Below are 22,015 nucleotides of genomic sequence, written 5' to 3'. Positions count from 1 at the left end.
AAAAAAAGGAAAAGACTGAACCTGAATCTGTATCGCTTGGTACACCGCCCGAGCATGTAGCAATTATTATGGATGGAAACGGTAGATGGGCAAAAAATCGTGGTTTACCTCGAATTGCAGGACATAGAGAAGGTATGGACAATGTAAAACGGATTGTAAAAACGGCTGATTATCACGGGGTACAGATTTTAACATTATATGCGTTCTCAACAGAAAACTGGAAGCGCCCAACAGATGAAATTGAATTTTTAATGAAACTGCCGATTGATTTTTTACAAGACTATTTACCAGAGTTAATTGCACAAAATGTTCGTGTCCAAACAATTGGGGAAGTAGAGACGTTACCGAAACACACAAAATCTGCCGTCTTAAAAGCTGTTGATCAAACAATTGATAATACGGGCATGATTTTAAATTTAGCGATTAATTACGGATCGCGCTATGAAATTGCTCAATCCGTCAAACAGATCTGTCAAATGGTACAGTCTGAACAATTATCCATTGATGATATTGATGCAGAGTTGATTGATCAACATCTGTATACAGCAAATATGAAAGATCCTGATTTATTGATTCGCACGAGTGGTGAATTGCGATTAAGCAATTTTTTACTATGGCAGGCAGCCTATTCAGAATTATGGTTTACTGAAACGTTATGGCCAGATTTTGATGGTGCACAATTTGAAGAGGCACTTACCGAATATCAACAAAGAAAACGTCGATTTGGCGGCATTTAGGATGTGAGATATTATGAAGACTAGAATCATTACGGCGTGTTTAGCAATATTGGTGTTTTTCCCGTTTATTTTCATGGGTGGGCTTCCTTTTCAAATTGTTATGTATATTCTTGCTACAATTGGGTTGTTTGAATTATTACATATGCGTCAAACGACAAATTATCTTATTCCTTCAGCGTTGACGTTATTATTGCTTTGGACATTATTGTATCAAGAGGACCATATTTTATTTACCAATCGCTTAGAAATTTTAATGTTCTTTGTATTACTGTTGCTTGCATATACTGTATTGGTGAAGAATAAATTTACGTTTGAAGATACTGGTTATCTCATCTTATCTTCCTTATATATCGGATTAGGTTTTTATTATTTTATGCAAACACGAGGATTCCAGGAAGATGGACTCGTCTATATTTTTTATGCTATTCTAGTTATACTTTCAACTGATACGGGGGCTTACTTTTGTGGACGAGCTTTTGGTAAGCGAAAGTTATGGCCACAAATCAGTCCGAAAAAAACAGTAGAGGGAGCTGTAGGCGGGATTTTGCTCGCTTGTTTGGTAGCTGTTATCTTTCAACAGTTTTATACGGTGCACTCGTCTGTATGGATACTACTCGTTGTAACAATATTCGCTTCCATCTTTGCTCAAGTGGGTGATTTAGTTGAATCAGCGATTAAACGCCATTTTGATATTAAAGATTCAGGGAATATATTGCCAGGTCATGGTGGTATCTTAGATCGCTTTGACAGCTGGTTATTCGTTTTTCCTTTTCTACATTTTATTCTTTTTTAATGATAAAATTTATATTGGAGCGTTAGTCAATGAAAAAAATTTCAATTTTAGGTGCAACTGGATCAATCGGATTACAAACAGTTGAAGTCATCGAAGAGCATCCAGATCAATTTCAGTTAACCGCGATAGCCTTTGGTAAAAATATCGAAAAAGCGATACCCATTATCCAATACCATCGTCCAAAGACTATTGTTGTAGCTGATCATGACATCAAAGAGAAATTAACGTTACAAATCGATGTTGCACCACAACATATCCTAGTAGGTGAAGAAGGATTAATCGACATTAGTTGTGATCGTGAAATTGACCTAGTTGTGAATGCTGTCATGGGAAGTATGGGGTTACCAGCAACGATCGCAGCGATTGAAGCCCAAAAACAAATTGCTTTTGCTAATAAAGAAACTTTGGTAACAGCAGGGCATCTCGTTATGGAGAAGGCGAAGGAATATAACGTCAACTTATTACCAGTCGATAGTGAACATTCGGCCATCTTTCAAGCACTAAACGGAGAAGATAAGAAGTCAGTCAATCAAATTATTTTAACAGCATCAGGTGGAAGTTTTCGGGATAAGACCCGAGCAGATTTATCAGGTGTCACGGTAAACGATGCTTTGAATCACCCAAATTGGGATATGGGCGCCAAAATTACGATCGATTCTGCAACAATGATGAATAAGGGATTGGAAGTCATCGAAGCTCATTGGCTGTTTGATATTCCTTATGAAAAAATTGATGTTGTTCAGCACCGAGAGAGTGTGATTCATTCGATGATAGAATATGTGGATCGCAGTGTCATCGCACAGTTAGGAACGCCAGATATGCGTGTCCCAATTCAATATGCGTTAACCTATCCTGAAAGACTATCCTCATTAAGTTTTGAACCATTAGATGTAAAACAACTTCATCAGCTACATTTTCAAGAGTTAGATATGAACCGGTTTCCGATGCTTCGATACGCTTATGAAGCTGGAAAAAAGGGTGGTTCGATGCCTACCGTTCTAAATGCCGCTAATGAAGTAGCTGTCGCTTTGTTTTTACAGGAAAAAATTACGTTTCTTGAGATTGAGACGATTGTGGAACATGCGCTTCAAGCACATCGCTTGATTCAATCTCCAGATTTAGAAACGATTAATCAAATTGATCAAGAAACACGAATAAAGATAGACGAAGCGCATCGTTAGTCGCTTCCATTGACGAAAAAAGGAGTGTGTTTTTTTGGAGACAATTATTGCGTTTATATTGATGTTTGGCCTTTTAGTGTTTGTGCATGAGTTCGGCCATTATATATTTGCAAAACGAGCCGGAATGTTAGTTCGAGAGTTTGCCATCGGCTTTGGTCCCAAAATCTTTTCATTTAAGTGGAATGAAACGTTATATACGATTCGATTATTACCAATGGGTGGTTATGTTCGCGTCGCTGGGGAAGATCCTGAAATTATTGACATTAAACCAGGGCAGCATATTGGAATTACTTTTAATGAAGATGGTAAAGTGAATAAAATTATTGTCAACCATAAATCCAAACATCCAGATGCGATGGTGATGGAAGTCGAACGTATCGACTTAGATCATGCATTAACAATAGAAGGCTATGAAATCGATGAAGAACAAAAACAACTGTTTCATGTCTCTGAAAAAGCAGATTTTGTCATGGATGAGAGAGAAACGCAAATTGCCCCTTATCATCGTCAATTTGCAGCGAAATCTGTTGGGCAACGCGCCATGCAAGTGTTTGCAGGGCCATTAATGAACTTTATTTTAGCTTTTATCCTTTTTATCATTGTTGGAATGATACAGGGGATTCCTGTTGATCATATTGAACTTGGTACAGTTGCCGAAGATAGTCCGGCAGAAGAAGCGGGTTTCCAATCGGGTGATCGAATTACTGCAATCGATGACCAACCAGTTGATAAGTGGGATGAATTTCAGTCGATGATCCAAGAGCATCCCAATGAAACGTTAGAAATGCTTGTTCAACGTGATCAAGAGGAAATTGTCGTTCAAGTTACACCAAGAGAAGTAGAAGTACCTGAACAAGAAAATATTGGTCAGGTAGGTGTGACTCCGGTAATGGAGAAGTCGCTGTTGCGCAGTATTCCTTATAGTGTAAATGAGACATATGAGATGTCGACGTTAATTTTGCAAACTTTAGGGAAGCTTGTTACTGGACAGTTTTCTATTGATGCGTTAGCTGGCCCCGTTGGTATTTATGATGCGACGGATCAAGTTGTTCAAACTGGCATGATAAACTTTATTTATTGGACAGCTATTTTAAGCGTAAACTTAGGGATTATGAATCTCTTACCGCTTCCAGCATTAGATGGTGGACGACTATTATTTGTCGGACTTGAAGGGATTAGAAGAAAACCAATCGATCCTCAAAAAGAAGGCGTTGTTCATCTAATTGGATTTGCATTATTGTTATTGTTAATGATTGTCGTCACATGGAATGATATTCAACGATTGTTCCTATAAGAAAAGAAACTGAAAAATTGAGGTGAAATGCATAATGAGACATAGTCAAACTTTAATTCCAACGTTAAAAGAAGTACCGGCTGATGCTGAAATTGCTAGTCATAAACTTTTAGTCCGTGCTGGTTATATTCGGCAAACGGCTGCTGGTGTTTATAGCTTTCTACCACTTGGCAATCGAGTGCTTAAACATGTAGAAGAAATTATTAGAGAAGAAATGGACCGTGTGGGTGCTGTTGAAATGCTAATGCCTGCATTACAACCTGCAGATTTGTGGAAACAATCTGGGCGTTGGTATAACTTTGGTGCAGAATTAATGCGAGTAAATGATCGGCATGAACGCCAATTCGCATTAGGCGCCACTCATGAAGAAGTAATTACAAAATTAATTGGTGATGAAGTGAAAAGTTATAAGCGGCTACCACTTACGGTTTATCAAATCCAATCTAAATTCCGTGACGAAAAACGCCCGCGATTTGGTTTATTAAGAGGTAGAGAATTTACGATGAAGGATGCATATTCGTTTCATCAATCAACAGAATCTCTTGATGACATGTATGATAAAATGTTCCGCGCTTATTCAAATATTTTTCGTCGCTGTGGTTTAGACTTTCGTGCAGTTATTGCCGACTCAGGTGCCATGGGTGGAAAGGATACCCATGAATTTATGGTTCTTTCAGAAATTGGTGAAGATACGATTGCTTATTCTGATCATTCTTCTTTTGCAGCTAATATTGAAATGGCACCGGTAAACAATGAGTATTTACAACCAAATGAAGAAGCGAAACCGTTAGAGCTTATAGACACCCCTGGACGTTATACGATGCATGATGTAGCACAATATTTGGATCAACCATTAGCAAACGGAATGAAATCGTTGCTCTTTAAGGTTGATGAAGAATTTGTCCTTGTATTGAGTAGAGGAGATCATGATATAAATGAAGTAAAATTAAAAAATGCATATCAAGCGACGAATGTAGAAATGGCAACAGAAGCTGAAATAAATGAAGTACTCGGAGCGAATGCCGGTTCAGTCGGTCCTGTACATATCGATCAAATCGATGTCATCGCAGATCATGCAGTTCGATCAATTATGAATGGGTATTGTGGAGCGAATCAAGATGATAAGCATTTTATCAATGTCTGTCCAGATCGTGACTTCAAAGTCAATGCCTATTATGATTTGCGTTTTATACAAGAAGGTGACCCATCTCCAGATGGACAAGGGACGATCCAATTTGCTAGAGGTATTGAAGTGGGTCATGTATTCAAATTAGGTAACATCTATGCAGATAAAATCGGGGCAGGATTTTTAAATGAACAAGGTAAACAAGAAACCATGACGATGGGTTGTTACGGAATTGGTGTATCAAGAACGCTAGCTGCTATTGTTGAGCAATTTCATGATGAGGACGGGATCGTTTGGCCGAAAGCTATTGCGCCATATGACCTTCATTTACTGACAATGAATCCTAAACATCAAGACCAATTTGAACTATCAGAATCCCTTTATCAACAACTTCAGCAGAAGCGCTTTTCTGTTTTATATGATGATCGTAAAGAGAGACCTGGTGTGAAATTTGCAGATAGTGACTTAATTGGCTTGCCCGTACGATTAACGGTAGGCAAAAGAGCACAAGAAGGCTACGTTGAATGTAAAGTAAGAGCTACTGGTGAACAATTTGATATCCATATATCGGAATTAGACGAAAAACTAACAGCGTTATTGGAATCGAGTCATTAAGAACATAGCCCTTATGATTCCACGATTTGATGTTTCGTTTTTTCATAAATCTGTTAGCGAAACACATCCCTTGTCGATCGAATGACAAGGGATGTTTCCTGCATAATGGGTTCTTTTCACGAATCACTGACAAGTAATAGAGTAAACGTAAAATAAAGGAGATCGAAAATGGGTATTTCCAATTCCGAAAAATTGCAGATTTTAATGAAGCAAATTGGTTTACCAGATGATATGAAAAATAAGTATTTCCAAAATGCAACGATTGAGAAATTGGAAGTATTTAAAGCTGACGCGCTATGGCAATTTCATTTTCACACGGAATCTGTATTGCCTGCGGATGTGTATCAAGCGTTCGTAATGAAATTAACAGAAGCTTTTTCATCTATTGCAAAAGTGAACTGGACAATAACATCTCAAACCCCGACATTGTCTGAAGAAGAATGGTTTCAATATTGGCGCATTTTTATTTCTGAATTAAGTCAAACATCGCCTAAGTATCGAGCATTAGAACAGAAAAAACCTTTAATAGACGATAAATATATTATGTTAACTGTTGGTAATGAAATTGAAAAACAGTCATTTCAACAAGATGTACAACAACAGTTTTTAGCATTTTGTCATCAAACAGGATTACCGAAGAAACAAATCAAATTTGAAGTGCAAAAGCAGCAAGAACAAATTGATAAATTTCAAGAAGAAAAAGCCTTAGAAGATAAAAAACGAGTAGAAGAGGCATTTAAACAACAAGAGAAGCGTGAAAAGCAAAAACAAGAAGAATCATCAGGCCCTACCGGTCCAGTTACGCTCGGTTATCCGATAAAAGATGAAGCCATACAGATGCAAGAAATTACCGAAGAAGAGCGAAATGTCGTTTTCCAAGGGTACTTGTTTGAAGCTGAAGTGAGAGAGTTACGTTCTGGTCGACATTTATTAATGCTAAAGGTAACGGATTATACCGATTCATTTCAGATTAAGATGTTTTCAAAAGGTGATCAAGATGTTGAGAAATTTCAACAATTTCAAGAAGGAATGTGGCTAAAAGCTAAGGGTACCGTGCAAACTGATAACTATACGAACGAACTGACGATGATGGCAAGAGATATACAAGAAGTTTCCCCTAAAATGCGTAATGATAAAGGAAAAGATGGTGAAAAACGTGTCGAATTACACGCTCATACTTTAATGAGCCAAATGGATGCAGTTGTCTCAGCCTCACAATTGATTAAACAAGCGAGCAAGTGGGGGCATGAGGCCATCGCAATTACTGATCACGCTGTCGCACAAGCATATCCTGAAGCCCATGCAGCTGGTGAGAAGCATGGTGTAAAAGTGATATATGGTGTAGAAGCGAATGTTGTTGATGATGGTGTTCCGATTGCATATAACGAAACTGATCGTGAATTACTTGAAGATACGTACGTTGTCTTTGACGTTGAGACAACAGGCTTATCCGCTATTTACGATACGATCATTGAATTAGCTGCAGTTAAAGTGAAAAATGGTGAAATCGTTGATCGATATGAGTCGTTTGCCAACCCGCATCACCCATTATCTCAAACGACCACTGATTTAACAGGCATTACTGATGACATGGTGCAAAATGCGCCAGAAGTGGATCAAGTCTTAAGTGAGTTCCATGAGTGGATGCAAGATGCTGTATTAGTGGCCCACAATGCGGAATTTGATATGGGATTTATAAATACAGGATTTAAGCATATCGGTTTACCTGAAGCTACCAATCCAGTCATTGATACATTGGAATTGGCAAGATTCTTATTTCCTGAGTTAAAGAATCATCGATTGAATACATTGTGTAAAAAGCTAGATATTGAATTAACCCAGCATCACCGAGCAATTTATGATGCTGAAGCTACTGGTTATTTACTTTGGAAACTAGTGAAGCGTTCCGTTGAACAAGGAATCACGAATCACAATCAATTTAACCAACATATGGGGGAAGGTAATGCATATCAGCGATCACGACCGTTTCATGCTACGTTATTAGCCACTAATCAAGAAGGGCTGAAAAATATTTATAAACTCATTTCCTTGTCTCACATTGATTATTTTTATCGTGTCCCACGGATTCCGCGTTCGAAATTGCAAAGTTATCGAACGGGTATTCTAGTCGGTACAGCTTGCGATCAAGGTGAAGTATTTACTGCAATGATGCAGAAATCAAAGGAAGAGGCTGAGAAGGTCGCTCAATTTTATGACTATATCGAAGTGCAACCACCTAGCAATTACGTTCATTTACTGGATAAAGAACTTATCCAGAATGAAGCGCAAGTGATTGATATTATACGAAATATCGTAGAGCTTGCTGATAAAATGGGTAAGTTATGTGTAGCAACAGGAAATGTTCATCAATTGGAACAAAGTGATCAATTGTATCGACAAGTTTTGATCGCTTCACAAAGCGGAAATCCATTAAATCGCCAGACACTGCCGAATACGTATTTTCGTACAACGGATGAAATGATCGATGCATTTCAATTTCTTGGTGAAGAGAAGGCAAAAGAGATTGTGGTATCCAATCCACATGCTCTTAAAGATCAAATTGGTGAAGTGAAACCAGTAAAAGAAGATTTATACACGCCAAATATTGAAGGCGCAGACGAGGAAATACGCAATCTTAGTTATTCTTATGCCACATCGATTTATGGAGATCCGATACCAGAATTAATTCAGCAACGAATGGAAAATGAACTCGAAAGTATTATTGGACACGGCTTTGCAGTTATTTATTTAATATCTCAAAAACTGGTAAAAAAATCTCTCGATGATGGGTATCTTGTTGGTTCTCGCGGATCAGTTGGTTCATCATTAATCGCGACATTTACTGAAATTACCGAAGTGAATCCATTACCACCACATTATGTATGCCCATCTTGTAAGTATAGTGAATTTTATAACGACGGATCTGTAGGTAGTGGATTTGATTTATCAGACAAGAAATGTCCAAAATGCGGTGCAGAATTAAATAAAGATGGACAAGATATTCCATTTGAAACGTTTTTAGGTTTTAAAGGTGATAAAGTACCTGATATCGACTTGAATTTTTCTGGTGAATATCAGCCAAGAGCACACAATTATACGAAAGTATTATTTGGAGAAGATAATGTCTATCGAGCGGGAACAATCGGTACAGTAGCGGATAAAACAGCTTATGGATTCGTTAAAGGCTATGCTAGTGATCATGAGTTACAATTAAAGAATGCTGAAGTGGATCGTCTCGTACAAGGGTGTACGGGAGCAAAACGAACAACCGGACAACACCCAGGCGGTATTATCGTCGTGCCAGATGATATGGAAATATTCGATTTCACGCCGATTCAGTACCCAGCGGATGACCGAAATTCTGAATGGCGGACGACACATTTTGATTTCCATTCCATTCACGACAACTTATTAAAACTTGATATTTTAGGTCATGATGATCCAACCATGATTCGAATGTTGCAAGATTTAAGTGGCATTGATCCAACCACAATTCCGACAGATGATGAAGAAGTAATGAAAATATTTTCTGGTCCTGAAGTATTAGGGGTTACGCCTGAACAAATTATGTGTAAGACAGGTACGTTAGGTGTTCCAGAATTCGGTACACGATTTGTTCGCCAAATGCTTGAAGAAACCAATCCGAAAACATTTGCGGAATTAGTGCTGATTTCAGGATTAAGTCACGGTGCTGATGTATGGGTTGGCAATGCTCAAGAACTAATCAGTCAAGGAATTTGTGATCTACCTGATGTCATAGGTTGCCGTGATGACATTATGGTTTATTTAATGCATAAAGGAATTGAAGCATCGATGGCCTTTCAAATCATGGAGTTTGTCCGTAAAGGTAAGGGCTTGAAGGATGAATGGATTGAAGAAATGAAAAAGCACGATGTTCCTGATTGGTATATCGAATCTTGTAAGAAAATCCAATATATGTTCCCGAAAGCACACGCGGCAGCGTATGTATTAATGGCGATTCGAATCGCTTATTTTAAAGTTCATTATCCATTGTATTTTTATGCTGCTTACTTCACAGTGCGTGCGAGTGATTTTGAGCTAGAGACGATGGTAAAAGGGGCAGAAGCGATACGTAACCGAATAAAAGATATTCAAGACAAGGGCTTAGATGCTTCGCCAAAAGAAAAGAGTTTGTTAACTGTATTGGAATTGGCGCTCGAGATGAATGAGAGAGGATATACATTTTCGAAAGTTGACTTATATCGCTCAACGGCTTCTGAGTTTATTGTTGATGGGCATGCGTTAATACCACCGTTTAATGCTGTCGATGGTCTAGGAACAAACGCTGCGATTAATATCGTTCAAGCAAGAGAAGATGGTGAATTTTTATCGAAAGAAGATTTACGTGAACGGAGTCGAATTTCGAAAACGGTATTAGAGTATCTTGATCAACATGGTTGCTTAGATGGTATGGCAGAAAAGAACCAACTCTCTCTGTTTTAATGGATGAGTCACCTTTTCGTTTGCAATGTGAATGGTTTCGTGCTATAGTTAAATCAGACTTTATCTTAGAAAGGAGAAAGAGTGGGGACGCCCCCACTCTTTCTTCATAGTGCGATTGGATGAATGTTATCCCTTGCCGGCTTTGATGGCAAGGGATTTATCATTCAACGCATCACTGACATATGTGCGCTACAGACATTTTACCATGATAAATATGAAATCCTACATAAAAGAAGACGTGACTAAAGGAGGGTGCCTATGGCTCAAAAAATAGTGAAACAAACGGAAGAACTAGTCACTCCGATTCTAGATGAAATGAATTTGGAACTTGTTGATATTACGTATGAAAAAGAAGGACCTAATTGGTTTCTCAGAATTTACATTGATAAAGAAGGTGGCGTGGATATTGAAGAATGCGGCCAAGTTTCTGAGAAGTTAAGTGAGAAACTAGATGAAGTAGATCCAGTGAGCAATGCTTATTTTCTTGAAGTATCTTCACCAGGTGTAGAACGTCCGTTAAAGAAGAGAAAGGACTATCAAGAACATATTGGAAAAAATATTTTCGTGAAGCTCTATGAACCAATTGACGGTGAGAAAGAATATACTGGCGAATTAACAAATTTTCAAAATGATACTGTCACAATCACTTATCGTATCAAGACAAGGCAACACCAAGTGGAGATACCATTTCAGAAAATTGCCAAAGCCCATTTGGCCGTTGATATTTGATAAAGGGGGAAAAAAGGTGAATACTGAGTTATTCGAAGCAATGAACTATTTGGAAAATGAAAAAGGGATCGATAAGGACATATTAATGGATGCACTTGAAGCGGCATTAATCTCAGCGTATAAGAAAAATTTTAAATCTGCCACAAACGTTCGAGTTGACTTAAATGAAGAAGAAGGATCTATGCGCGTATTAGCCCAAAAGAACGTAGTAGATGAAGTGGAAGATGAACAACAAGAAATATCCGTTGATGAAGCCCAACAAGTCAATCCGATTTATGATGTTGGGGATGTCGTCGAAATTGAAGTCACACCAAAAGATTTTGGGCGGATTGCTGCCCAGGCTGCCAAACAAGTAGTGACCCAGCGTGTTCGTGAGGCTGAAAGAGGCATTATTTATGATGAATTTATTGACCGTGAAGAAGATATTATGAATGGAACTATTCAGCGCATGGATAATCGATTTATTTATGTACATTTAGGGAAAGTTGAAGCAAAGTTGCCGCTTAATGAATGTATGCCAACTGAAACGTATCGTGTACATGATAGAATTAAAGTGTTTGTTACAAAAGTAGAAGATACAAACAAAGGGCCGAATATCTTTGTGTCTAGAAGTCATCCAGGGCTATTAAAACGGTTATTTGAAATGGAAGTACCTGAAATATATGATGGTACTGTCGAAGTGAAATCTGTCGCTCGAGAAGCTGGAGATCGATCAAAAATTTCTGTTTATGCACCGGATCCTGAGATTGATCCAGTAGGTTCTTGCGTTGGTCAGAGAGGACAACGTGTACAGACGATCGTTGATGAATTAAAAGGTGAAAAAATTGACATTGTCGAATGGTCGGAAGATCCCGTTGTTTTCGTTTCTCATGCGTTAAGTCCATCAAAAGTAGTCGAAGTATTAGTTGATGAAGAAGATCAAGCTACAACAGTCGTTGTGCCAGATTATCAATTATCGCTAGCCATTGGAAAGCGCGGGCAAAATGCGCGATTAGCAGCCAAGCTTACGAATTGGAAAATCGATATCAAGAGTGAGTCAGAAGCTAGAGAAGAAGGCATTTTATCAGAAAATGCAGTAGAACAAGATGATGAAACTGAAGCATTAGATGATGATGATTCTTTAGACTATGAAGATTCTTACGAAGACATGGATGAAGATCTGTTTAAGTAAGGAGGAGAATCTAATGCCTAATAAGAAAAAAAAGGTGCCAATGCGTAAATGTGTCATTACACAAGAAATGTTTCCGAAAAAGTCATTAATTCGAGTGGTGCGTAATAAAGAAGGGGACGTTTTTGTTGATACGACTGGCAAAAAGAATGGAAGAGGCGCGTATGTGTCAAAAGATCTTTCTGTAGTCGATCAAGCAGAGCAATCGAAGGAATTAGAAAAACATTTGAACGCATCGATACCTACAGAAATTTATCAAGAATTAAGGTATGAGATAGAAGGGGATCAAAGTGGGTAATGAACAGCGGCATTTACAACTTATCGGCATCGCCAATCGAGCTGGAAAATGCACTTTTGGGGAAGAACAGATTGTGAAACAAATTCAAGCGAATCGATCCAAACTCATTTTAATTGCTGAAGATATTGGAAAACAAACGAGGAAAAAACTAATTGATAAAAGCGTTTCTTATCATATTCCGTATCGAGTGATCGAAGACAGAAACACATTGTCTCACGCTGTAGGCAAACAAGGTCGAGTGGCGATCTCAATTGATGATGAAGGATTTAGAGATAAATTGATATCGTTACTGGATAACAATATTCGGGGGTGAATGTATGGCTAAAATACGAGTATATCAGTATGCCAAAGAATTAAATAAGTCAAGTAAAGAAGTGATTACAAAAATGAAAGAATTAGGATTATCCGTATCCAATCATATGTCCACGATTGACGATGATATGAGAGCGACATTGGATCAGTCTTTTCAAGTAAACGGAACGAATCAGCAAGAAGAAGCTTCTCAAAATCATAAGGCGAATGAATCAAATCAAAATCAAAACAAAAATCAATCAAGCAATGACAATAGCGACAAGAAGAAGTCGAATAAAAAGAACAAGAAGCAACAAAATAAAGGAAACAAACAGAATAACCATAAAGAACAAGGTAAAAACAACAAGCAAACCAAAGATAAAGGTAAGAACCAAGGAACGCCTAGTAAAATTACGTATTCTGGTGCGGTTACTGTCGAGGAGCTTGCAGAAAAATTAAATAAAGAAACCAATGAAATTATAAAAAAATTGATGTTTCTTGGTGTCATGGCTACGAAAAACCAAGATCTAGATGATGCTTCAATCGAGCTCATTTGTAGTGAATATGGTGTAGAAGCAGAAGAGCAGGTAGAAGTGGACGAATCAGATTTATCGACTTATATTGAAGAAGATGATCCAGCTAAATTAATCGAACGCCCTTCTGTTGTTACGATTATGGGTCACGTTGATCATGGTAAAACAACATTGCTTGATTCTATTCGCCATACGAAAGTGACTGAAGGCGAAACAGGTGGTATTACCCAGCATATCGGTGCTTATCAAGTAAAAGAAAATGGCAACAAAATCACCTTTTTAGATACGCCAGGTCACGCAGCTTTTACCAGTATGCGTTCTAGAGGTGCTCAAGTAACTGACGTTGCCATCTTAGTTGTCGCAGCTGATGATGGTGTCATGCCACAAACAGAAGAAGCGATTAACCACGCTAAAGCAGCCGAGGTGCCAATTATTGTAGCGGTAAATAAAATGGATGTCGAAGGAGCCAATCCCGATCGTGTCATGCAAGAATTAACAGAACACGAATTAATTCCAGAAGACTGGGGCGGAGATACTATCTTTGTCCATTTATCCGCAATTAAAGGCGAGGGCATCGACGAACTCTTAGAAATGATTACGTTAGTTGCTGAGATGGAAGAATTAACCGCAAATCCTGATCGTTTAGCAAATGGTACAGTTATCGAAGCACAGCTTGATAAGGGTCGTGGGTCCGTAGCAACATTACTTGTTCAAAACGGGACTTTAGAAGTAGGTGATCCGATCGTTGTTGGTAATACATTCGGTCGTGTACGTGCAATGGTAAATGATATTGGAAAACGTGTGAAAAAAGCCACACCATCTACGCCAGTTGAGATTACAGGATTAAACGATGTCCCATCAGCAGGTGATCAATTTGTTGTTTTTGAAGATGAGAAGACAGCACGTCAAGTTGGTGAAAAACGTCAACAACAGCATATTGAAGCAAGACGTAATGACCAAGCGCGAGTTAGCATTGATGATTTGTTTGATCAAATCAAACAAGGAGAAATTAAAGATATCAATGTCATTGTAAAAGCTGATGTCCAAGGGTCAGTGGAAGCACTTGCTGCATCATTAGAGAAAATTGAGGTAGAAGGTGTGAAAGTCAATATTATTCATACGGGTGTAGGTGCCATTAAAGAATCTGACATTATTCTTGCTTCTGCATCTAATGCAATTGTCTTCGGTTTTAACGTACGACCGGATGCAAATGCGAAACGAGCAGCAGAATCTGAACAAGTTGATATTCGTCAACATCGTGTCATTTATAAAGCCATTGAAGAAGTAGAAGCGGCGATGAAAGGAATGCTCGATCCTGAATATGAAGAAAAAGTCATTGGTCAAGTGGAAGTACGTGAAATTTTCAAAGTTTCAAAAATCGGTACCATTGCAGGTAGTTATGTCATGGAAGGCAAAATCACTCGCGACTCCGGCATCCGATTAATTCGTGATGGTGTGGTGATTTATGAAGGTGAAGTTGATACCTTAAAACGTTTCAAAGATGATGTAAAAGAAGTCGCCCAAAATTACGAATGTGGTATTACGATTAAAAACTATAATGATATAAAAGAAGGAGACGTAATCGAGGCCTATATTATGGAAGAGATCAAAGTCTAATGGTTGTATACGCAGAAGTGGAATTATTGCTATATGAGCCTTATTCTTTAAAAGACAAACGATCCATTTTATCAAGATTAAAAAATCAATTACACAAACAGTTAAATGTTGCGGTGAGTGAAATTGATTTTCAAGATATTTGGCAACGATCGAGGCTAGCAATCGTTACCGTCTCATCATCAAAAGATATCAGTGAAAAAATTATCCAACAAGCCATTGATCTTATTGATTCATTTCTTGAAGTAGAGAGAACCATTACAAATGTTGAGGTGCGTTAAGTCATGACGCTGTGAGAAAGAGGTGGAAAAATGGGTGATTTACGTGCGAATCGTGTAGCTGAATCAATGAAAAAGGAACTCGGCGATATCATTTCACGAAAAATCAAAGATCCAAGGGTTGGTTTTGTCACGATTACCGATGTAGAAGTAACTGGCGATTTGCAACAGGCGAAAGTGTTTATTTCTGTTCTTGGAGAAGAAGAGAATAGACAAGAAACATTAGTCGGACTTGCAAAAGCAAAAGGATTTATCCGTTCAGAAATTGGTCAAAGAATTCGTCTACGAAAAACACCTGAGTTACAATTTGAATTTGACGATGCCATGGAACGAGGTAATCGTATTGAACACATTCTTCGTGAATTAAATCAATCAAGTGATCATGAGTAATCATGAAATAAGCATGGTTATAGATAGAACCTTTCACTTTGTGGAAGAAACAATGATAGATAAAATAGGAAATAGATCAACGGGAAAATAGGCGATACGCTAAAAAGAACATTAAAGGTGCGTTCAAAGCGGGCGTTCTTCGCTCGCAAAAAGACTCTATGTTTTTTTAGCTAAAACGAGCTTATTTTCCCTTTGTGCTGGATGAAATATCTTATATTTTAAGACAATAACAAGGGTTCTACACTGAACCATGGTACATAAAAAGTAGTGCTATATGAGTACGGAGGTAGTTATGGAGGGTATATTACCAGTTTGGAAACCTAAAGGGTATACGTCGCATGACTGTGTTATGAAAGTGCGTAAGTGGTTAGGGATTAAAAAAATAGGTCATACAGGTACACTTGATCCAGAAGTTGAAGGCGTATTACCATTATGCATTGGAAAAGCAACCAAAATCGTTCCCTTTTTAACGGACGTATCAAAATCGTATCAAGCTTCAATAACATTAGGAATAGCCACTGAAACACAAGACCATACAGGTTCGGTGACTAAGATTCAACATTTGGAAAAACCAATCGCAAATGAGACAATAGAAGAAGTCATTCAACAATTTCATGGTGAGCAAAAACAACAAGTACCACTATACTCAGCAGTGAAAGTCAACGGAAAAAAACTTTATCAGTATGCGAGAGAAAACATACCTGTCGAAAGACCCGTTCGGTCCATTTATATTTCGTCGATACATGTAAAAGATATCCATTATCATGCTGGCGAGAGAACTGAACATATCGGTTTTGATGTCACTTGTTCGAAAGGGACTTATGTACGTACACTTTGTGTCGATATTGGAAAAGCGCTTGGGGTCCCAGCGCATATGAGTGATTTAAAGCGAACAGAAGTAGGTTCATTTAATAAATCGAATAGCATTCCTTTAGCTGAGATAGAAGATCATCACCAAGAGATAACATCGTATATATGTCCAATCAATATGGGGATTCGTCATTTACCGGCGATTTCAGTAGATGCTGAGACGAAACGAAAAGTACAATATGGACAAAAATTACCTGTACCAGATCATTTACCCGAAACGGATTACTTTCGCATGCTTTATCAAGACGAGGTACTCGCCATTTATCAGCTACATCAAAATCAAACAGAAATTAAGCCAGCTCGCGTGCTGTAAAACAGAAGAAAGAAGGTGATTGGTGTGGAGGTCATCACACTTTCGTATCCAAATGATGAAATGAAGTCAGACTTGCCAGAATCCATCGCTGCGATTGGTTTTTTTGATGGGATTCATCGCGGACATCAAAAAGTGATTCGTCAAGCTGTATCGACTGCCCAAAAAGAACAAAAACATTCCGTTGTTATAACGTTTGATCCACATCCTTCAGTCGTTTTACAAAAGCCAAAAAAAGAAATCACATATTTAACGCCATATGACGAAAAAGTACAGATTTTTGAACGGTTAGGAGTCGATCAATTGTACGTGATCCATTTCAATCACGCCCTAAGTCAGCTTTCTCCTGAGGAATTTATTGATCTGTTTATTCATGGGTTAAATATTCAACATATTATTGCTGGTTTCGATTTTACATTTGGTTATAAAGGATTAGGCAATATGGAGAATATTCGGTCGATGGTTGATCAAAATATCAACGTTTCTGCTGTCGAAAAAGTAGAAGATCAAGGAGAAAAAATTAGTTCTACCCGAATACGTCATGCACTACAACAAGGAAATATTGATGAAGCCAACCGATTATTGGGCTACTCAATATCTGTAAGGGGTGAAGTGGTAACCGGAGATCAGAGAGGACGAACCATTGGTTATCCTACCGCTAATTTATATGTAGATGAACCATATTATTTGCCAAGAATCGGTGTTTATGCAGTAGAAGTCGATTGGAAAGGACAGTGGTTTCAAGGGATGGCAAATGTAGGATATAACCCAACATTTGTCGACCACTTATTAAAACCTAAAATCGAAGTACACTTGTTTGATACCCAACAAAACTTATATGGTGAAACGTTACGGCTTTATTGGCGAAAATATATACGAGATGAAGAGAAGTTTGATCATGTTGATGAATTGATCGATAAATTAAAGGAAGATGAACACGTCTCTCGGCAATTTTTTGCAAAGAATGACTAAAAATCCTTGCGTTTTTATGAAAAACATTGTACCATTTTTAGGTGGAACCATTGCTTGGCAAAGCGATAACTCCGACGCTTGCTAGGGAATAGGGGTTCAATTCATGTATTAGGAGGTGAAAAGGATGGCTATTACAAAAGAACGTAAAAATGAAATTATTAATGAGTTTAGAACACATGAGAGTGATACAGGCTCTCCAGAGGTTCAAATCGCTGTCCTAACAGAGGAAATTACGAACTTGAATAATCATTTACGTACACACAATAAAGATCACCACTCTCGTCGTGGTCTTTTAAAGATGGTAGGGAAACGTCGTAATTTGTTGAACTACCTTCGTGATAAAGATGTATCACGCTATCGTAATGTAATTCAAAAGCTTGGTTTACGTCGCTAAACCAATTGACAAAGCGGGAGATATCCCGCTTTTTTCTCTATCATGAGAGAAAAAGCGTAAGTTTATCTTAAAAAATTCATGATAAATCTTTGTAAATCGAAAATACTATGGCTATAATATTTATAGGGCAGTAGGATGCTATACATATGTTTTTATGATTGATTAAAATGGAACGCAATTCGTAAGTTGCTTCCTGAGAGGAGTACAAATGCATGGAAGAAGAAAAACAAGTATTTACCACGCAAATCGCTGGACAAACCTTTCGTGTTGAAATTGGTGAGTTAGCTAAGCAAGCCAATGGCGCATGTTTTATCCAATATGGAGATACATCTGTATTATCAACAGCTACAGCGTCGACGGAACCGAAAGACTTACCATTTTTCCCATTAACAGTCAACTACGAAGAGAGGTTGTATGCGGTTGGTAAAATTCCAGGAGGATTTATTAAGCGTGAAGGAAAGCCGAGCGAAAAAGCTGTATTAACTTCTCGCCTTATTGACCGTCCGATTCGTCCGTTGTTTCCTGATGGATTTCGTAACGATGTTCAAGTAATCAGTACGGTATTAAGTGTCTCACAAGATCATCCAGCAGATATAGCTGCAATGATTGGTTCATCAATCGCTTTAAGTGTATCCGATATCCCGTTTGGTGGTCCAATTGCGGGTGTGATTATCGGACGTGTTGACGGTGAATTTGTCGTCAACCCGACTGTTGAACAACAAGAAAAAAGTGATATTGATTTAACTGTTGCCGGAACAAAAGATGCAATTAATATGGTTGAAGCAGGCGCACAGGAAGTCCCTGAAGATGTCATGCTAGAAGCGATTATGTTCGGTCATGAAGAAATTAAACGAATCGTTGCATTTCAAGAAGAGATTATCGAAGCACTTCATATCGAGAAGATGGATGTACAATTATTTGAACTAGATGAAACCATTCAATCTCAAGTTGAGGCAAAAGCGAAAAATGACTTAATTCAAGCGATTCAAGTAGAGGAAAAACATCAACGTGATGAAGCCATTAATCAAGTAAAAAAAGACGTACTAGCTGCTTATGAAGCGGAAGAGGCGGATGAAAAAACGATCACACAAGTGGAATCAGTGATGGATAAAATCGTGAAAGAAGAGGTCCGTCGTTTGATCACGAAAGAAAATGTTCGCCCAGACGGACGTCAAGTTGATCAAATTCGTCCGTTGTCTTCTCGTACGAGTTTGTTACCTAGAACGCACGGTTCAGCATTGTTTACCAGAGGACAAACGCAGGCTTTGAGTGTTTGTACATTAGGTGCTTTAGGTGATGTACAAATTTTAGATGGGTTAGATACCGAAGAGTCCAAACGGTTTATGCATCATTATAACTTCCCATCTTTTAGTGTAGGCGAAACGGGACCCATTCGTGGACCGGGTCGTCGCGAAATTGGACATGGTGCATTAGGCGAACGTGCATTAGAAGTGGTTGTTCCAGATGAAAAAGAATTTCCGTATACCGTTCGTTTAGTATCAGAAGTGCTTGAATCAAATGGTTCAACATCACAGGCAAGTATTTGTGCGAGTACAATGGCGATGATGGATGCAGGCGTACCGATCAAGGCACCGGTAGCAGGAATCGCTATGGGACTTGTAAAATCAGGTGATGATTATACAATATTAAGTGATATTCAAGGGATGGAAGATTTCCTAGGAGATATGGACTTTAAAGTGGCAGGTACCGAACAAGGGGTTACGGCACTGCAAATGGACATTAAGATTGAAGGATTATCAAGAGAAATTTTAGAAGAAGCATTAAACCAAGCGAGAAAAGGTAGAATGCATATTCTATCACACATGCTTGAAACCATTGGTAAGCCGAAAGATGAGTTATCAGATTACGCACCAAAAATTTTAACAATGGACATTAATCCAGATAAAATTCGTGATGTCATCGGTCCAAGCGGTAAACAAATTAATCAAATTATTGAAGAAACTGGTGTGAAGATCGATATTGAACAAGACGGTCATGTCTTTATATCATCAACAGATAGTGAAATGAATCAAGCGGCGAAAAAACGAATTGAAGATATTGTTCGAGAAGTAGAAGTCGGACAAATGTATCTTGGTACAGTCAAACGAATTGAAAAATTTGGTGCATTCGTTGAATTATTTAAAGGGAAAGAAGGACTTGTTCATATTTCCGAATTAGCTGAAGAGCGAATTGGAAAAGTTGAAGATGTCGTTTCTATAGGTGATCAAATAATGGTCAAAGTGAAAGAAATTGATCGACAAGGACGAATCAATTTATCACACAAAGCGGTCTTACAAGAACAAAATGAGACAAAAGAAAATAACTAATCAAAAAAGAAGCTGGCCAACCAGTTTCTTTTTTCATGTATAAATAAAAATGTTTTATAAAGGGAGAACGGAGGATTTTTTTGATTTATCGTCATACGTGTAGCAATGGACTTCGAATTGTTTTAGAAGAAATGAAAGCGGTGCGATCGCTCACAATTGGCATTTGGGTGCGGACCGGATCGAGAATGGAAACTATCTCAAATAATGGCATATCACATCTATTAGAGCATATGATGTTTAAAGGAACAGTGAATCGTTCGGCGCAAGAAATAGCCGAAGTATTTGATAAAATGGGTGGCGAATTAAATGCATTCACTTCTAAGGAGTTTACTTGTTTTTATGCAAAGGTTTTAGATACTCATAAACATTTAGCTGTAGAAGTATTAGCTGATATCGTGATCAATGCGACGATAGATGACGAAGAATTAGCAAGAGAAAAACAAGTCGTAAAGGAAGAAATTCATATGACAGAAGATACGCCAGATGATATCGTACATGATTTATTAGAAGAATCGGCCTTTCCACATCATTCGATAGGATTACCGATTCTTGGCACGAAGGAAAATGTTCAAGGGTTTTCAAGAGATGAACTGCTTCAATTTAAAGATACGTTTTATGTTGCATCAAATATCGTAATATCGGTTGCTGGAAATGTTGAACCTGATTTTATTCAACAAATTGAAAAGGATTTTAGCAAATTATCTAGTCAACCATTGCATATGAACTGGGAAACACCTGTTTTTACATCAAATCAGATTGTTAAGCAAAAAGAAATCGAACAAGCACATATTTGCAAAGGATACCAAGGAATTTCGATGCAAGATGACAATATTTACAGTATGTTGCTTGTTAATAATCTACTTGGTGGAAGCATGAGTTCAAGGTTGTTTCAAGATATTCGCGAAAGACATGGATTAGCGTATGCCATTTTTTCTTATCATAGTACATTTCTTGATACAGGTTTATTAACAATTTATGCGGGTACATCAAATGAACAGCGCCATACAGTTGATCAGAAAATTGATGACATGATTGAAGAATTATGGACGCAAAGCATTACAGATAAAGAACTTACGAATGGAAAAGAACAGTTAAAAGGGATGTTGATGTTAAGTTTAGAAAGTACAAGTAGTAAAATGAGTAGAAATGCACGAAATGAGTGGGCCATTTCTGAACATCCTACAATCGATCAAGTGCAAGAAGAAATTGATCAAGTCGATGTTTCGCAAATCAATCACGTAGTCACCCGCTTATTTGAAAGGGGAACAGCACATGCCACAATCACCCCATCATCACTCGGTTAGGGAGGTGATATAGTGCGCTTTAATGATCTTAGTTCCAAAGAATTAATTGATCTAACCACGGGTAGCCGATTAGGTGTACTTGGTCAAACGGATTTGGAAATCGATGAGAAAACGGGAAAAATCATTTCATTTACCATACCGCAATATCGTTTTCTTGGGTTACGAAAAAGCGATACGTATTCAAGAATTCACTGGCGACAAATAAAGAAAGTCGGCGAAGATATGATTATTGTTGAAACGGATCAAATTCGATGAAAAACTCGCGTGAATATGAAGTAACTGATAATAACGAGGCGATGAAATGTCGCTTCGTTTTTCTTTATAAAT

Annotated in this window: 19 protein-coding genes; all 19 read left to right on the top strand. The window is 38.0% G+C overall.

The window, feature by feature from the left end:
* On the top strand, window positions 1–737 hold a 737-nt coding region (locus J416_RS09790), incomplete at its 5' end, for an isoprenyl transferase (RefSeq protein WP_003469837.1).
* Between the two features lie 13 nt (window positions 738–750).
* Window positions 751–1,530 (top strand): phosphatidate cytidylyltransferase, encoded by a 780-nt coding sequence (locus J416_RS09785; RefSeq protein ID WP_003469836.1) that lies wholly within the window; start codon window positions 751–753, stop codon window positions 1,528–1,530.
* 29 nt (window positions 1,531–1,559) lie between these two features.
* The gene (dxr, locus tag J416_RS09780; protein ID WP_003469835.1) at window positions 1,560–2,711 is read left to right on the top strand and encodes a 1-deoxy-D-xylulose-5-phosphate reductoisomerase; all 1,152 of its coding nucleotides are present in this window, start codon (window positions 1,560–1,562) and stop codon (window positions 2,709–2,711) included.
* A gap of 34 nt (window positions 2,712–2,745) precedes the next feature.
* The gene (rseP, locus tag J416_RS09775; RefSeq protein WP_003469834.1) at window positions 2,746–4,005 is read left to right on the top strand and encodes an RIP metalloprotease RseP; all 1,260 of its coding nucleotides are present in this window, start codon (window positions 2,746–2,748) and stop codon (window positions 4,003–4,005) included.
* Between the two features lie 34 nt (window positions 4,006–4,039).
* Window positions 4,040–5,746 carry a proline--tRNA ligase gene (locus J416_RS09770; RefSeq protein WP_003469833.1) on the top strand — a complete coding sequence of 569 codons (1,707 nt, stop codon included), beginning with the start codon at window positions 4,040–4,042 and terminating at the stop codon, window positions 5,744–5,746.
* Between the two features lie 168 nt (window positions 5,747–5,914).
* The gene (locus J416_RS09765; RefSeq protein ID WP_003469832.1) at window positions 5,915–10,210 is read left to right on the top strand and encodes a PolC-type DNA polymerase III; all 4,296 of its coding nucleotides are present in this window, start codon (window positions 5,915–5,917) and stop codon (window positions 10,208–10,210) included.
* A 258-nt stretch (window positions 10,211–10,468) separates the two neighbouring features.
* Window positions 10,469–10,939: a ribosome maturation factor RimP gene (rimP, locus tag J416_RS09760; RefSeq protein ID WP_003469831.1), complete on the top strand. Its 471-nt coding sequence runs from the start codon at window positions 10,469–10,471 to the stop codon at window positions 10,937–10,939.
* Between the two features lie 16 nt (window positions 10,940–10,955).
* Window positions 10,956–12,110, top strand: a complete 1,155-nt coding sequence (gene nusA, locus J416_RS09755; RefSeq protein ID WP_003469829.1) for a transcription termination factor NusA — start codon at window positions 10,956–10,958, stop codon at window positions 12,108–12,110.
* A gap of 13 nt (window positions 12,111–12,123) precedes the next feature.
* A complete protein-coding gene (gene rnpM, locus J416_RS09750; RefSeq protein WP_003469827.1) occupies window positions 12,124–12,405 on the top strand; it encodes an RNase P modulator RnpM in 282 nt (93 codons plus the stop codon).
* The gene (locus J416_RS09745) at window positions 12,398–12,718 is read left to right on the top strand and encodes a ribosomal L7Ae/L30e/S12e/Gadd45 family protein (RefSeq protein ID WP_003469825.1); all 321 of its coding nucleotides are present in this window, start codon (window positions 12,398–12,400) and stop codon (window positions 12,716–12,718) included. Before rnpM ends, J416_RS09745 begins: the two co-directional genes overlap by 8 nt.
* Window positions 12,719–12,722: 4 nt before the next feature.
* Window positions 12,723–14,846: a translation initiation factor IF-2 gene (infB, locus tag J416_RS09740; RefSeq protein WP_003469823.1), complete on the top strand. Its 2,124-nt coding sequence runs from the start codon at window positions 12,723–12,725 to the stop codon at window positions 14,844–14,846.
* The gene (locus J416_RS09735) at window positions 14,846–15,124 is read left to right on the top strand and encodes a DUF503 domain-containing protein (protein ID WP_003469821.1); all 279 of its coding nucleotides are present in this window, start codon (window positions 14,846–14,848) and stop codon (window positions 15,122–15,124) included. The genes infB and J416_RS09735 overlap by 1 nt, the downstream gene beginning before the upstream one ends.
* A 30-nt stretch (window positions 15,125–15,154) precedes the next feature.
* Window positions 15,155–15,511: a 30S ribosome-binding factor RbfA gene (gene rbfA / locus J416_RS09730; RefSeq protein ID WP_003469818.1), complete on the top strand. Its 357-nt coding sequence runs from the start codon at window positions 15,155–15,157 to the stop codon at window positions 15,509–15,511.
* Window positions 15,512–15,803: 292 nt separating this feature from the next.
* On the top strand, window positions 15,804–16,694 hold the full coding sequence (gene truB / locus J416_RS09725) for a tRNA pseudouridine(55) synthase TruB (RefSeq protein ID WP_003469816.1): 891 nt from the start codon (window positions 15,804–15,806) through the stop codon (window positions 16,692–16,694).
* A 24-nt stretch (window positions 16,695–16,718) separates the two neighbouring features.
* Window positions 16,719–17,663 (top strand): bifunctional riboflavin kinase/FAD synthetase, encoded by a 945-nt coding sequence (locus tag J416_RS09720; RefSeq protein WP_003469814.1) that lies wholly within the window; start codon window positions 16,719–16,721, stop codon window positions 17,661–17,663.
* A gap of 124 nt (window positions 17,664–17,787) precedes the next feature.
* On the top strand, window positions 17,788–18,057 hold the full coding sequence (gene rpsO, locus J416_RS09715) for a 30S ribosomal protein S15 (RefSeq protein WP_003469811.1): 270 nt from the start codon (window positions 17,788–17,790) through the stop codon (window positions 18,055–18,057).
* A gap of 212 nt (window positions 18,058–18,269) precedes the next feature.
* Complete coding sequence (pnp, locus tag J416_RS09710) at window positions 18,270–20,384, top strand: polyribonucleotide nucleotidyltransferase (RefSeq protein WP_003469809.1); 2,115 nt, start codon at window positions 18,270–18,272, stop codon at window positions 20,382–20,384.
* 80 nt (window positions 20,385–20,464) lie between these two features.
* The gene (locus J416_RS09705) at window positions 20,465–21,688 is read left to right on the top strand and encodes a M16 family metallopeptidase (RefSeq protein ID WP_003469794.1); all 1,224 of its coding nucleotides are present in this window, start codon (window positions 20,465–20,467) and stop codon (window positions 21,686–21,688) included.
* 12 nt (window positions 21,689–21,700) lie between these two features.
* Complete coding sequence (locus tag J416_RS09700) at window positions 21,701–21,943, top strand: YlmC/YmxH family sporulation protein (RefSeq protein WP_003469792.1); 243 nt, start codon at window positions 21,701–21,703, stop codon at window positions 21,941–21,943.
* Window positions 21,944–22,015: the final 72 nt, after the last annotated feature.

Origin of the sequence: Gracilibacillus halophilus YIM-C55.5 (genome assembly GCF_000359605.1) — a bacterium.
Classification (GTDB): Bacteria; Bacillota; Bacilli; order Bacillales; family Amphibacillaceae; genus Gracilibacillus; species Gracilibacillus halophilus.
This window is presented reverse-complemented; position numbering and strand designations above follow the sequence as displayed.

What these genes read in the sequence shown, in the direction of transcription:
- J416_RS09785 (WP_003469836.1), top strand. Translation starts at nt 751, where the DNA reads ATGAAGACTAGAATCATTACGGCGTGTTTAGCAATATTGGTGTTTTTC.
- dxr (WP_003469835.1), top strand. Translation starts at nt 1,560, where the DNA reads ATGAAAAAAATTTCAATTTTAGGTGCAACTGGATCAATCGGATTACAA.
- J416_RS09770 (WP_003469833.1), top strand. Translation starts at nt 4,040, where the DNA reads ATGAGACATAGTCAAACTTTAATTCCAACGTTAAAAGAAGTACCGGCT.
- J416_RS09765 (WP_003469832.1), top strand. Translation starts at nt 5,915, where the DNA reads ATGGGTATTTCCAATTCCGAAAAATTGCAGATTTTAATGAAGCAAATT.
- rimP (WP_003469831.1), top strand. Translation starts at nt 10,469, where the DNA reads ATGGCTCAAAAAATAGTGAAACAAACGGAAGAACTAGTCACTCCGATT.
- rnpM (WP_003469827.1), top strand. Translation starts at nt 12,124, where the DNA reads ATGCCTAATAAGAAAAAAAAGGTGCCAATGCGTAAATGTGTCATTACA.
- infB (WP_003469823.1), top strand. Translation starts at nt 12,723, where the DNA reads ATGGCTAAAATACGAGTATATCAGTATGCCAAAGAATTAAATAAGTCA.
- J416_RS09735 (WP_003469821.1), top strand. Translation starts at nt 14,846, where the DNA reads ATGGTTGTATACGCAGAAGTGGAATTATTGCTATATGAGCCTTATTCT.
- rbfA (WP_003469818.1), top strand. Translation starts at nt 15,155, where the DNA reads ATGGGTGATTTACGTGCGAATCGTGTAGCTGAATCAATGAAAAAGGAA.
- truB (WP_003469816.1), top strand. Translation starts at nt 15,804, where the DNA reads ATGGAGGGTATATTACCAGTTTGGAAACCTAAAGGGTATACGTCGCAT.
- rpsO (WP_003469811.1), top strand. Translation starts at nt 17,788, where the DNA reads ATGGCTATTACAAAAGAACGTAAAAATGAAATTATTAATGAGTTTAGA.
- pnp (WP_003469809.1), top strand. Translation starts at nt 18,270, where the DNA reads ATGGAAGAAGAAAAACAAGTATTTACCACGCAAATCGCTGGACAAACC.